Annotated in this window: 12 protein-coding genes; all 12 read left to right on the top strand. The window is 39.0% G+C overall.

Annotated features, from left to right (window positions below; translation table 11 throughout):
- Window positions 1–301: 301 nt before the first annotated feature.
- The 12 genes from ACRWQL_RS15610 to ACRWQL_RS15665 all read left to right on the top strand — a co-directional run bounded on the left by ACRWQL_RS15610 (window position 302) and on the right by ACRWQL_RS15665 (window position 13,226).
- On the top strand, window positions 302–1,762 hold the full coding sequence (locus tag ACRWQL_RS15610; RefSeq protein ID WP_434950908.1) for a hypothetical protein: 1,461 nt from the start codon (window positions 302–304) through the stop codon (window positions 1,760–1,762).
- A gap of 378 nt (window positions 1,763–2,140) precedes the next feature.
- A complete protein-coding gene (locus ACRWQL_RS15615; protein WP_434950910.1) occupies window positions 2,141–3,445 on the top strand; it encodes a flippase in 1,305 nt (434 codons plus the stop codon).
- Window positions 3,446–3,537: 92 nt separating this feature from the next.
- Entirely contained in the window at window positions 3,538–4,629 is a 1,092-nt protein-coding gene (locus ACRWQL_RS15620) for a nitroreductase family protein (protein WP_434950911.1), read from the top strand.
- Window positions 4,630–4,749: 120 nt separating this feature from the next.
- Window positions 4,750–5,910, top strand: coding sequence for a polysaccharide pyruvyl transferase family protein (locus tag ACRWQL_RS15625; protein ID WP_434950913.1), 1,161 nt, complete (start codon window positions 4,750–4,752; stop codon window positions 5,908–5,910).
- Window positions 5,879–6,820 (top strand): glycosyltransferase, encoded by a 942-nt coding sequence (locus tag ACRWQL_RS15630; RefSeq protein WP_226414130.1) that lies wholly within the window; start codon window positions 5,879–5,881, stop codon window positions 6,818–6,820. Before ACRWQL_RS15625 ends, ACRWQL_RS15630 begins: the two co-directional genes overlap by 32 nt.
- On the top strand, window positions 6,807–7,883 hold the full coding sequence (locus ACRWQL_RS15635) for a glycosyltransferase family 4 protein (RefSeq protein WP_434950915.1): 1,077 nt from the start codon (window positions 6,807–6,809) through the stop codon (window positions 7,881–7,883). Before ACRWQL_RS15630 ends, ACRWQL_RS15635 begins: the two co-directional genes overlap by 14 nt.
- A gap of 149 nt (window positions 7,884–8,032) precedes the next feature.
- On the top strand, window positions 8,033–8,515 hold the full coding sequence (gene pssD, locus ACRWQL_RS15640; RefSeq protein ID WP_226414134.1) for a PssD/Cps14F family polysaccharide biosynthesis glycosyltransferase: 483 nt from the start codon (window positions 8,033–8,035) through the stop codon (window positions 8,513–8,515).
- Window positions 8,512–8,964: a PssE/Cps14G family polysaccharide biosynthesis glycosyltransferase gene (gene pssE, locus ACRWQL_RS15645; protein ID WP_434950917.1), complete on the top strand. Its 453-nt coding sequence runs from the start codon at window positions 8,512–8,514 to the stop codon at window positions 8,962–8,964. The genes pssD and pssE overlap by 4 nt, the downstream gene beginning before the upstream one ends.
- A gap of 47 nt (window positions 8,965–9,011) precedes the next feature.
- A complete protein-coding gene (locus ACRWQL_RS15650) occupies window positions 9,012–9,962 on the top strand; it encodes a Wzz/FepE/Etk N-terminal domain-containing protein (RefSeq protein WP_434950919.1) in 951 nt (316 codons plus the stop codon).
- 4 nt (window positions 9,963–9,966) lie between these two features.
- A complete protein-coding gene (locus tag ACRWQL_RS15655; protein ID WP_434950921.1) occupies window positions 9,967–11,277 on the top strand; it encodes a hypothetical protein in 1,311 nt (436 codons plus the stop codon).
- 42 nt (window positions 11,278–11,319) lie between these two features.
- Window positions 11,320–12,441 (top strand): non-hydrolyzing UDP-N-acetylglucosamine 2-epimerase, encoded by a 1,122-nt coding sequence (gene wecB / locus ACRWQL_RS15660; protein ID WP_434950923.1) that lies wholly within the window; start codon window positions 11,320–11,322, stop codon window positions 12,439–12,441.
- Window positions 12,442–12,539: 98 nt separating this feature from the next.
- Window positions 12,540–13,226: a WecB/TagA/CpsF family glycosyltransferase gene (locus ACRWQL_RS15665; protein WP_434950925.1), complete on the top strand. Its 687-nt coding sequence runs from the start codon at window positions 12,540–12,542 to the stop codon at window positions 13,224–13,226.
- Window positions 13,227–13,241: the final 15 nt, after the last annotated feature.

A 13,241-nucleotide genomic window follows, 5' to 3' on the forward strand; every position in this document is an offset into this window, starting at 1 on the left:
TTGATGTTTGCCACAATATTTCAATAAGTTATTAGTGGTAGGTCGTTTTGTGAGCACACGTTCATTCTGTTATTGACATATGATGGTGAATACATAAAACTATAGTCGGAAAGTTAAAGTAATGTGCGCTAGAGGATACTAGTGCTTCTAGCTTAACTTTACAAAAGCCATTGAGACATTATAGAATTCACCGAATGGTTTAAATTTAGCTTTCTATCGAAAGTTGTAATATAACGGAACAAATAAGTTAATAAATGATTTATTGCTGCTTGTTCCAATTTCATGAAATTGGAGATTTAAAATGAAAAAGGTATTCAATGCCTCTGTACTTGCTGCTGCTGTAGCATTATCTTTTGGTGCTAACGCTGCTGATATTAGCATCAGCGCTAAAGCTAACATCACTAAAGAAGCTTCTGCTGCTAAAGTTGCCGTAACAGCTTTCAATGCTGATATCACATTCTACAACCGTCAAGAGCTTGCTGGTGGTGATATTGTTTATATCAGCTTCCCACTTGGCACTGTACTTCCTGTTGCTGGTGAGATTTTTGTAGACAAAGGAACTGGTGTTGGTTCTTTCAAGTCTCCAGTGACTGTTGTTCCTGCGACCGCAACTGTTGGACCAAAAATCAAGCTTGAAGTAACAACAGGTAGCCCAGTATTAAACAATTCAAAAACTGTTATTAAACTAGGTTATACTGATTTAACTACAGCTGTTGCAGCAACTTATGTTCCTGTATCTGGTAATGCTGTTTATTCTGCAGAAGATGGTTTTTCTGGTTCAGCTAAAGACACTACAGGTACAAATTCTGTAGCGCTTACAACTACTGTTGATCAAGAAACTGTTTCTGTTACTACTAAGTTTGATGGTTTTGTTAAACGTCTAAACCGTGACACATATGAAACTTCAAAGGGTACATTAGTTGCTGAAGTAACTTCAGTACGCAACCCAGCTACTGTTAAAGCTACTCCAGTTGTAGCTGGCGGTAGTCAAACACTAGTATTAAAAGCTGCTGCTGACATCGGTAATGTTTCAAAAGCAGTTGTTGCTGCTTGTACTGATTTCTCTACTCCAGCATTTACCACAGCTGGTGTTGCATCATGTACTACCGGTGCTCTTGTAGCTCCTGCTGTTGAAGTTCTTGCTGCAGCCTTTACTTGTGCTGACGCTACTAAAGTTCCAGCTTGTAAAGATACAGTTACCTTTGATACTGCTTCTTTAGTACACACTGCTACTGCTACTGCTGGCGAATCTAAAGCTAAGTTTGGTGTATATCTAGTTCCTACAGCAACAAAAGATATCCCTACAACAACTTACTCAGTTACTCGTTCAGTTGTTTACCAAGCAGCTCCAACTAACCTTACTTACAAATATCTTGATAATGCAGATTTAGGTAAGTTCAAGTTAGATGCTTCTGTAGTTAACGTTCCATACCTACCAGTAGGTTATGACTTAACACCTAACGTTGAAATTGCTAACGCTGGTTCAACTGATGCTGAAATTCAAATCGAAGGCTTCGACCAAAACGGTGTTGTTTACACAGCTAAAACGTTAACTGTAAAAGCTGGTAAGAAAGCGGTTACTAAAGTAAGCGAAGCTGATATTGAAACAGCATTCGGTTTACCTGCTAACTCTAAGAAGAAGTTAAGCGTAACTTTCGTTATTGATGCTAACGCTGCTGATATCACATTAGCACCTTACTACCGTCAAAATGAAAGCCGTGTAAACGTAATGTCTGACCAATATAAGAAAGCTGCTAACTAATTATAGTTTTTTTGCTGATTATATAATCAAATATGTGAGTTTACATAGTATGAAAAACGAGCCTTAGGGCTCGTTTTTTTATGTCTGCAATATCATCAATAAATATTTCTTGTGCAATGATTTACAGGTAAAAGTAGCGAGTTAAAGCACCCCTTGTGTGGATTAAAGTGACCGCGATATAAAAGTAAATAGCAAGGCTACATACATAGGGTAAATGCCAGTGACGTAATCTTGCTAAGTGGCATCACATTAAAATTGTAGAATATGATTGGCAAGGTTTATACTGTGGGATTATTATCCCAATTCAGCTTATTTATAAAAAGATTCAGTACTTTAGTTACTTAATCATTCGCTAACAACAAAGTGGTATTACACCGTATGGCCTTTTTTCAATCAAAAGTGTTCACTAATGCCAGTTGGCTGTTAACCGAAAAAATCCTGTTAACAGGAAGTGGATTACTGTTTGTTGTTTTACTGACACGACATTGGTCGGTAGAGCAGGTAGGTGATTACCAGTTTGTATTAGCAATATTAGCCTTACTAGCGCCATTTTCGTCAATGGGATTAAATTCTATTGTCAGTCGTGAATTAGTGCTATTTCCCCATCGCACCGCTTCTATTTTAGGCACAGCATTGGTTATTCGATGCAGTGGTGCGGCTGTAGCTATGCTGGTTAGTGCATTATTGTCTTTTTGGCTTGTCCCCAATGAGTTATTTTATATATTTTTATTATTGTTACTGGCTCAATTAAGCCATGGTTTTTATGTAATAGATTACTATTTTGAAGCCCATGTTAAGTCTAAAGTGTCAGCACTATTACGCACAAGCATTGGCCTGCTGATGTTGTTAGTCAAATTTATCTGGGTGGTAAATGGCTTAGGTGTTGTAGGGGTGTTAGTCATTACCGCTATTGAATGGTGCTTGTTTGCTTTAGCCTGGGTGGGTGTGTACTACTTTTTTCATCAACCTAAACCCGCTTTTGAATGGTCGTCAGCACAAGCTAAACTGTTTTTATCAAAGGGTTGGTGGTTAATTCTATCGGGTGTGGCCAGCATTATTTACTTAAAAATTGATCAAGTGATGCTTGGTTGGATGCAGGGCAGTGAAGCGGTAGCCTATTATAGTTTGGCAAGCCGCTTGTCTGAGGTGTGGTATTTGTTTCCTGGTATTATTGTTGCCTCATTATACCCTGGCTTAATTAAGGCCAAACAATTGGCTGATGTTTATCAAATAAAGCTACAGCAAATATGTACTCTACTATGCTGGATGGCGGTATTGATTGCTGTTGTGATGACAATGATAGCGCCCATATTGGTTGAGCAGTTGTTTGGGGCAAAATACCAGCCCACGGTATTGATATTGCAAATTCATATTTGGGCGGGAGTATTTATATTTATGCGGGCGCTGTTTAGCAAGTGGATATTGATTGAGGATATTCCTAAATACTCTTTGCTGACCCATGGTGGTGGCGCCATTGTTAATGTCATTCTTAACTTTTGGTTGATCCCTATTATGGGCGGTGTGGGCGCGGCCTGGGCAACACTTATCTCTTATGCGATGGCTTCTTACCTAGTGTTGTTTTTATGTAAACCTACTCAAAAAATGGGCGTGATTATGTCAATTGCTTTACTTGCCCCTATTCTTTTTATTGTAAGTAAAGTCAATAAACTGCTATCTAAATAAGGCTATTCTGCTGTTTTAAAAATGATTAACTATACGATGGTGTTGAAAATCCCGTAAAATAGCTGCAAATGTGAATGCTTGACTTGGTACTTATGAAAACTTTATTGCGTAATTGGCTTCCTAATAATGTTAAGCAGCAGATACGCCACCTTTTTACGGCGGTAGATGAATACCAACTGATACTGTTATCCTTTTTGTTTGCTCGTTTCCCCCGTAGCGCTACCTGGCTGTATAGTTTGGTTAATCGCGATTTTATGCGTGAACAGCAAGCCGTGTTATCAGGAAGGTTAGCTTATCGTAAGCAAGATGGCATACAGGCGGTTTCAAGTGCTTTACTTAGGCGTAATATACATCGACTAGAAAAAGGCTTATGTATGCAGCCTAGGCGGAATGTATTTGCAACAGATTTTATATTAGCCACGGTTGAGTGTTTTGCCACTTGTATGAACAACAAGCACATTGAAGCAAGCGAGCTTAAGTGGGCTTTAGATGTGCTAAGTGCTTATTTTGAAGCTGTCACTCATGTCGAAAATATCGCCCAAGCCAATGCCATTTTTATCGCTATCGATAAAAGCGTAATTGAGCATCAATCAGAGCCTAAACATAGCTTTGTTCCTTATCAGCATAAAAGCATAATCGATACAGATATTACGACCGCAAGCCTGCGTGATTTATGTATAAGAAGAAGATCGGTACGTTGGTTTACAGATAAAGCTGTAGCAGATGACCAATTGAATGAGGCAATCAGTATAGCTTTACTTGCACCAAGTGCTTGTAATCGCCAGCCATTTCGATTTCATGTTTGTAATGACCAACAACTTGCACCTGACATTGCACGCCTAGCAGGTGGTACAGCTGGGTTTGCCGATAATATTCCTTGTGTCATTACCATAGTGGGTGATTTAAGTGCCTATCCCATGTCTCGGGACCGCCATGTTATTTATATTGATGCAGCGTTGGCGGCCATGCAGCTGATGCTGGCGTTAGAAACGTTAGGGTTAAGCAGCTGCCCGATTAATTGGCCTGATATAGATGTACCAGAACAAAAAATGGCAGACAGATTAAGGTTAACTGATTTTGAACGTCCCGTGATGCTGGTTGCTATTGGGTATGCTGATCCGCATGGGATGATCCCGTATTCTCAGAAAAAATCGATTAATGTCATTCGCACAGATGTGATTTGACCGCCCTAATATAACCGCATCATATTTGACGGTATATCAAGGATGTTAGGCTAAATATTTGTCATGTTAACAGAGTGACTTTCGCTCTTCTTGCGACAAGGTTAAGTAACAGGTAAACCAATGATTATTGAAATTAAAGGCACTCAGTTCATTAATAAAGGTGCTGAGTTAATGCTTTATGCCGCATTAGAGCAAATTAAACTCAAATGGCCCGAGGCTGAAATCGCTTTACGCCCCTCTTCACATTCTCCTTATTTGAAGCGCGCCAAAGTGGGGGCCTGGCAAAAGTTATGTTTGCATAAGCATGTTATTGATATCAACTGGCTAAGTTATTATTTTCCTCAACCGTTACGGTCTTTCCTTAAAGGGTGGGGAATAGTCACTGAAGCCGACATTGACTGTGTGTTAGATGCATCGGGTTTTGCTTATGGCGATCAATGGCCTATACGGCAGTTAACTCATACGAGTAAAGAGATCACTCGTTTTCATCACAATAAAAAGCCCTTTATTTTATTACCCCAGGCTTTAGGACCATTTGAACTGCCAATTCTAGCCGACTCTATTAAACAGCATTGGCAACATGCTGGGTTAATTTTTGCCCGAGACAAAGTGTCTTATCGTCATATTAAAGCCTGTGTTGGAGAGTCTCAAAAACTGAGTAACTTACACTTAATGCCTGATTTTACTAATTTAGTTAAAGGGCAAGCTGTAGGGTTAGAAAATGCTAATCGAACTGTTTTATTTATTCCTAATAATAAAATGCTCAGCACCAAAAATAACAGGCGAGATTGGGTTGAGCATTATGTGGATATGATGGCCACTTATTGTGTTGATGTGGATAAATTGGGGTATATTCCGGTTTTGCTTAACCATGATGGTGATAAAGATCAGGGGCTGTGTTTAGCAATAGCTAAGCAAGCAAATTTACCTATTCGGATTGTTAAAATTGATGATCCTCTACAAGTTAAAGGCTTGATTGGCGAAGTTGCCGCGGTAATTAGTTCACGTTTTCATGGCTGCGTTAGTGCTTTGAGCCAGGGTGTACCTTGTATTGGCACCAGTTGGAGTCATAAGTATGAAGAGTTATTCGCTGACTATCATCAACAAGCTTATCTTATTAGCCAGCCTAACAGTGACCACAAACCGCAAATAGACACTTTGTTAACCGCGGACTATGCCAATGCTTGTCGCACCAATCCTGCTATTGCTGAACTTAAATCTCAGTCACAACAGATGTGGAATTTAGTGTTTGAAAAAATGGAATCATTACGTGGTAATTGACCCTGAAGACATAACACAAGATAGCAACACTGAGCAGCCGCTTGTGACTGTTTATATGCCTACGCATAATAGGTTGGCGTTACTCAAGCGTGCTGTTCAGTCTGTTTTAGAACAGAGCTTGCAAAATTTTGAATTAATCATTGTCAATGATGGCTCAGCCGATAACACAGAAAGCTACCTTGAACAATTAGCCCAAACCGATAGTCGTATTAGGTGTTTCCATCAATCACCTGCTCAAGGCGCTTGTGCTGCGCGTAACTTTGCGATTCAACAAGCGAGGGGAATGTTTATCACCGGGCTAGACGATGATGATGAGTTTTTACCGAATCGGCTGAAAATGTTTTCACAGGCGTGGGACCCCGACTATGCGTTTTTGTGTCATGGATTTAGATGGCAATATGGTAAGCGCTTTAAGGTGGTTGATGCCACAGCAATGACGATTACTCTGCCATTATTACTGGATTATAACTATGCGACTAATCAGGTGTTTACTTTAACGAGCCGATTACGTGAAATAGCCGGTTTTGACCCAACATTTAAAGCATGTCAGGACTACGATACCTGGGTCAGATTAATCTTTAAATTTGGCAATGCTAGTCGGTTAAGTGGTGACAGTTATATTCTTCATCAAGGCCATGAAGGGCCTAGAGTAACGGTTAAGTCTATAGAGGGTTTGAAGCAATTTTACGCTAAACATGATCATTTAATGAGTCGTCGAAATAGAAAAAACCAACACTTTTTACAATTAATTGCTCAAAAAGAGACATTGTCTTTTAAAGGCTTTATGACCATTGCCACTGACGGTCATTTTCTGCGGAAGTTAAGATATTTTTTATCGAGTCATTTTCATGTCTTGGCGCGAGTTCGTCACCGCTATTTGAAAGAAGGTAAGTTTAATGGCTGGAAATAAGCTTATTATCGTTGGTACGCATTCTACAGAAACCCGTGGTGGGATCAGCGCCGCTGTATCGGGCTATGAACAGGGTTTTACCCAACAAGGTATTGAGTTTATTCGCGTCAATTCCCACAGTGATTTAAGAAGTAGAATATTCACTTGGCTGTCAGCCTGGTTTCAAGTATTGCAACTGTCTGTAAAGTATCGCTCGCGTGCAGTATTTTGGTTTCATTGCGGTCCTTGGCTGTCTTTGACCCGTAAATGGAGTTTTGCGGTAACAGCAAGGCTTTTCGGCTGTCAAACCGTTGCGCATATGCACTCACCAACATTACATAATTACATCAATAGTCAGTATGGTCAGTATTTGCTTAAATTGTTCTTTGCCCCTTTTGGGCGTGTTATCGCATTAACGCCCTGGTGGAAGGACCAATTAGTTTTATTTGGTATAAATAAGCCAATTGATGTGTGTGCTAATCCTGTCTCAGAAGACATTTTGTCGGCAGCAATACAGACGTTATCTACGCCTAAAATAGTACGTGAACCTCAAGGTGATATCGTTATTTTATCTATGGCTAGATTAATTGAGGGCAAAGGTATTGAACATGTTATTGATGCCATGGCTATTTTACCTGAGCATTATCATTTAAAAGTTGCGGGTGAAGGCCCTTTAAAGCAGCTGCTTATTCAGCGCGTCGCCTCATTAAAACTTCAGCATAGGGTGACCTTTGTTGGTTGGGTAGACAGTGTTGTTAAACATAACTTGTTTAACAGTGTAGATATTTTTTGTTTACCCTCAAAATACGACTCATTTGGTGTTGTATTCATTGAAGCTATGGCGTTTGATTTACCCATAATCGCCTGTGACTGGGGGCCAATAACAGATGTTGTAACACCTGAGGTTGGTTTGTTAGTGCCCTATTGTCATCCCCAAGCTATTGCCGATAGCGTTGAAACACTCGCTAAAAACTATCAAGATTATTGGGGCAAGGGGCCTCAGCGTGTAATGGATAACTTTTCCCCATTAACTTGTTGTAAAAATGTAATAAACTCATTGTTTCAGCAAGATAACTCAGCATAATGTTTTTAAATTATGCGGTTCATGGCCGTGGTTTAAATTACACAGCGGGAATGTGGTTATATCCTAGGTTTTACATTACAATATCGCCCCTGGCACCTATTTTAGGTGCATATTTTTTTATTTGATTAGATTTGGTACAAGTAGTTTGTATGCATGAAAAAGTCATTTTGGTGATATATGGACGTGGTGGCCACAAAGAACAGATGCGCCGTCTATTAAATGAATTAAAGAAGAACTCACCAAATCTTCAATTTGTATCTATTGCTGATGTCGATGATCCGTTTGGGTCTTTGCTTCATTATAAATGCCCTGAGCCTAGGGATAAATTTAATGTATGGAGCGCGCCATTCAAAATTCCTTATTCTGCATTAATCAGTTTAATTCAATGTATTAGGTTAATTGTGAAATATAACATTACCGGCATTGTATCAACGGGTCCAGGTATGGCTGTTTTCCCATCTATCTTGTTTCGTTTACTCGGAAAACAAGTCGTGTATATAGAATCCTGGTCTCGCTTTTATTCAGCCTCGCTAACGGGGCGTTTTATGTACTATATATCGACTGTTTTTTACGTGCAGAACGAGTCGATGAAGAGCATTTTTTCTAAAGCAAAATACCGTGGTCGCTTATGAATATTTTTGTAACAGTAGGCCACACACGATTTGATTCCTTATTTAGAAAAATAGACAGCTATCAAAAAGATGAATGGTTTTTTATCTCTCAAATGTATGATGGTGAGTATATACCTGAGTCGGGTACATCAATCCGATACACAGATAAAATTGACCAATATTACAACAATGCTGATGTGGTGATAACCCATGCTGGAGCCGGTACGGTTTATCATTTACTCGAAATAGGTAAACCGATTATTGTTGTCGCTAATAGCGACAGAATTGATTCACACCAAGAAGATTTGATTCGCTATGTTGAGGATAATCATTTTGCACAGGTTTGTCGTGATTTAGATGACCTTGAGGGTTTATTGAATAATATCAGCAGCTATAAGGCTATTAAATATCATAGCGAGCCATTTTGTGCCGCAGCTGATATAGCAAAATTATTAAAATTAATTGATTAAGTTCATGATTAATTTTTTGAACTTACACTTGAATAGGGTGATTTTTGATGTCTAGTGAGATAGAACGACTTAACTCAAATACTGAGGTAGTCTCTTTTAGCGCTATGTTTGCGATGTTGTGGCGTACAAAGTGGTTCATCATAATATTTACAATGGCTGTTTCAACCGCCACAGTGCTATACGCAATAAGTTTACCTAATGTATACCGTGCTTCAGCTTTATATTTGCCAAAAAGCGGAGATGAAGCCGGTGGTGGATTGGCTAAGTTAGCTGGACAATTTGGTGGTTTAGCCAGCATGGCTGGCATTAATATCGGTGGTGGCGGCACAGATAAAACGGTTGCTGCACTGGAGTTTATGAAGTCTCGTGCATTTTTGCAGAGCTTTATCGAAAAACGTGATCTCTACGTACCCATTTTAGCCGCCCAAGGCTGGGATCAAGCATCAAATAAACTTATCATAGTGCCGGAACTCTATGATGAGACAAATAATACATGGGTACGTGCAGCACCTCCAGGTTTCAAGGTTATCCCAACAGCGTGGGAAGCTTATGACGCGCTAAATAAGATGATCACCGTATCTGAGCAGTCTAAAAAAGGCTTTGTTAAAATCGAATTGGAATATTACTCGCCTGAATTAGCCGCAAAATGGTTAGCCTGGCTAGTAGAGGATTTAAATGCGTATTGGAAGGCTAGAGAACACGCACAAACTCAAAAAAGCATTGCATTTTTAACTAAGCAAGCAGACGAAGCGCAATTATCTGAATTAAAGAATGTTTTTTATCAGCTAATCGCTGAGCAAACTAAAACAACCGTACTCAATGAAGTCAGTGACGAAGTGCTTTTCGAGACAATAGCTCCTATTGTATTGCCAGAACAAAAAAGTGCACCATCGCGGGCTCTTATTTGCGTAGTTGGGACATTCATCGGTGTAATCTTATCGTTAATATTGAGTTTACTTTATTGTGCAATCAGACCTGCTGTAAGCGTAAAAGACTAATATAATGCAACCGGCTAAAATAACTTTGCTATCACAGCGAGATGACAGAGTTGTCGCTTTGCTGCATTACATTGTCATGTGGATGATGTCAGGTTATTTGCTCGCTGACATGCTATCGGGTGTGTCATTAATATATTTAGGCTTAGATCTTAAAGTTTCACTGATTTATAAAACACCACTTTTTGGTCTACTGCTTGTACTTATAGGCCGCTATCAGTTTAAGCTGATGTTAGCAATTATTAGTGTAATAATGGTTTTAATGATAGGTCCTGTAGCAAGCTACTTCTCCGTTTTAAAGATCTCTCTTCTGTTTGCTGATTTCGCCTATGTTGTCAAAATCGTTATGCCAATGACGGTATTAGCCTATTTTTACGTGATGAGTCAGCTTGCTCCTGAGTGGGCATTGAAGTGGGCTAAACGAATTCTATGGTGTGGTTTTTTTGCACTCTTAGTTAATTTTATGTTCGGTGCTTTAGGTTTTGGTAAGGCTACCTATAATGTTGGTGGTGAGCAAGAAGGCGCTGGTTCAACTGGATTTATGATGGCCGGCAATGAGCTAGGTGCAACCTATCTTTTACTGTTTGGTTTCGCGTTGCATTATGCTTGGAATCACAAATCATTAATGTTTTTTTCGGCATTAGCATTCACGACGGTTTTATGTGGCGTATTAGTCGCGACTAAAACCACAATGTTAGCCTCACTTATTTTGATCTTTATGATCCCGATAGTGAATGAACGGGCTAATTTGTATCGCCTCACTTGGTTAAAGATAAAAATTATTATTCCAGTATTAATTATTACTATAGTTTTAGTAGTTATGATTGTAGAAATACTTGAGTCCGTTGGGTTGTGGGAGCGGATGCTGTGGTTCTATCAGAAGCGTGGCGTAATTATGATTATTTGGTCTAATCGAGATCAATTTATTATCGACATGATGCAGGTATATATCCATCAGAGTAGCCTGTTCGAACAGTTTTTTGGTCAAGGCATATCAATTGGGCTCAAGCAATTAGTTGGTAAAGGAAGTGTTGAGGTCGATATTGTTGACTCTCTAATCTGGTTTGGTTTTTTAGGCGCATTATTCTGTAGTAGCTTTTACATTTTGTTGCTTTCATATTCAGCAAAATTAGCTAGGCTGCCCGACTCTCAGTATGCCCCCTGTGTTTTTTTGGTTAATAGTTTATTGATGCTCTTATCTATCTTGAGTGGCCATATTTGGATGTCCGGCACGATTGGTATTGTTGTAGGCGTATTGAATAGCTTGTTGTGGTTCGAACTAAAGAAAAGCTCATCGTTATCAATACGTTGCGCTTAGTTAAGTTAATCGCTTCAATTTAGTTTTGTAAAGAGGTGTTAAATGAAGGTTATGTTGATATTTGGTACGCGCCCTGAAGCGATAAAGATGGCGCCCTTAGTCTTGGCTATGAAAGCTCATCCAGGGATAGAAACAAGCGTATGTGTAACCGCACAGCATAGAGAAATGCTTGATCAAGTATTAGAGCTATTTGATATCAAGCCTGACTTTGATTTAGATATCATGAGTCCCGGTCAAGGGTTAACTGAAATTACCTCTCGCATTTTATTAGGTCTTAAGCCTGTTCTTGAACAGGTAAAGCCTGATATTGTTTTAGTTCATGGTGATACTTCAACAACACTGGCTGCTAGTTTAGCCGCTTTTTATCAACAAATTCCAGTTGGTCATGTTGAGGCTGGTTTAAGAACTGGCAATATTCTTTCACCTTGGCCTGAAGAGGGTAACCGAAAATTAACGGGTGCAATTGCCTCAATGCATTTTGCTCCAACATCTACATCAGAGCAAAATCTACTTAATGAAGGCGTACCTGAAGCTAATATTTGTGTGACAGGTAATACCGTTATTGATGCTTTATTAATGGTCAAAGACAAAGTCACTAATGATGAAGTACTTAAAGCGACGTTAAGTCAGCAATTCTCGTGGCGTGATGCTAATAAGCGCATGGTACTCATAACTGGGCATCGACGTGAAAGCTTTGGTGATGGTTTTGAGCAGATTTGTAAGGCAATCCGTAATTCGGCTAGGGCATTTCCGGATGTACAATTTGTATACCCTATGCACATGAATCCAAATGTACGTGAACCTGTAAATCGTTACTTATCTGATATTGATAATGTCATTCTAATAGAGCCATTAGATTACCTACCTTTTGTTTACTTGATGGTGCAATCAGACATCATTCTAACTGACTCAGGTGGCATTCAGGAAGAAGCGCCATCATTAGGTAAGCCCGTGTTGGTTATGCGTGATACTACTGAACGCCCTGAAGCTGTAGATGCTGGTACCGTTAAGTTAGTCGGCACCAATGCAGAGCGAATAGAGGCAGAGATTAGTGAGCTTTTAAGTCATTCTGCTTCATATGATGCAATGGCTAGGGCTCATAATCCTTACGGTGATGGTGATGCATGCAAGCGTATTATTGCTGATATAGTATCTAAATTTTAATTAAAAAACTTACACTACCCATAAGTATTTTTATATTTAAAGTTCAATCTTTCAGATAGTTAGCTAGTGTTAAAGCGGATGATTTTAAAGGTAAAGTAGTGAACACTGAGATTAAGAATAAATTAATACCATTTAGCTCATTAGATGAGGCTAGTGTCTTTGTTCGTGAGAATAAAGGTATGTATATATCTATGAATTTACAAGCGCTTGTGGATGAAACGATTATCGACTTGCTCATGAATCCGAATGTTTATGGGTATGCTGATGGTATAGGGGCTCAAGTTTTTTTAAATAGAAAGTGTGGAGTTAAAACAGTTAAAATTCCAGGTTGTGAGTTATGGCTAAATATTCTTCAGCAGGAAAAAAGTAAATCCTATTCTATTGCTATTATAGGATCTTCTCCAGAAACAAATACACAAACTGTAGCTAAATTAAAGCGTGAATTTCCTAATCATAATATTAGTTATTTTGTTGATGGTTATAATTTTGAAGAAGAGCAGTTACTTGGAGAATTATCATCAACTAATGTGGACATGGTTTTTATAGCATTAGGCCAACCAAGGCAGGAAGTATTAGGTAACAAAATTTTGAATGTTATTCCTAATGTTACCGTTTTGGGCCTAGGCGGCTCTTTTGATGTATTCTGTGGAGTGATTAATCGAGCGCCTAAGTTTTTTATTACATTACATATTGAGTGGCTTTATCGAATTTTATTAGAGCCTAAAAGAAGTATTAAACTTGCCATATCTGTATCACGGTATTTTGTTATGATGCTAAAATCTTAATTTTATATTGATTTC

This window comes from Shewanella sp. HL-SH4 (assembly GCF_051164845.1).
Taxonomy (GTDB): Bacteria; Pseudomonadota; Gammaproteobacteria; order Enterobacterales; family Shewanellaceae; genus Shewanella; species Shewanella glacialimarina.

Coding starts and splice junctions, on each gene's coding strand:
- ACRWQL_RS15635 (WP_434950915.1), top strand. CDS start 6,807: ATGGCTGGAAATAAGCTTATTATCGTTGGTACGCATTCTACAGAAACC.
- wecB (WP_434950923.1), top strand. CDS start 11,320: ATGAAGGTTATGTTGATATTTGGTACGCGCCCTGAAGCGATAAAGATG.
- pssE (WP_434950917.1), top strand. CDS start 8,512: ATGAATATTTTTGTAACAGTAGGCCACACACGATTTGATTCCTTATTT.
- ACRWQL_RS15625 (WP_434950913.1), top strand. CDS start 4,750: ATGATTATTGAAATTAAAGGCACTCAGTTCATTAATAAAGGTGCTGAG.
- ACRWQL_RS15620 (WP_434950911.1), top strand. CDS start 3,538: ATGAAAACTTTATTGCGTAATTGGCTTCCTAATAATGTTAAGCAGCAG.
- ACRWQL_RS15615 (WP_434950910.1), top strand. CDS start 2,141: ATGGCCTTTTTTCAATCAAAAGTGTTCACTAATGCCAGTTGGCTGTTA.
- pssD (WP_226414134.1), top strand. CDS start 8,033: ATGCATGAAAAAGTCATTTTGGTGATATATGGACGTGGTGGCCACAAA.
- ACRWQL_RS15650 (WP_434950919.1), top strand. CDS start 9,012: ATGTCTAGTGAGATAGAACGACTTAACTCAAATACTGAGGTAGTCTCT.
- ACRWQL_RS15610 (WP_434950908.1), top strand. CDS start 302: ATGAAAAAGGTATTCAATGCCTCTGTACTTGCTGCTGCTGTAGCATTA.
- ACRWQL_RS15655 (WP_434950921.1), top strand. CDS start 9,967: ATGCAACCGGCTAAAATAACTTTGCTATCACAGCGAGATGACAGAGTT.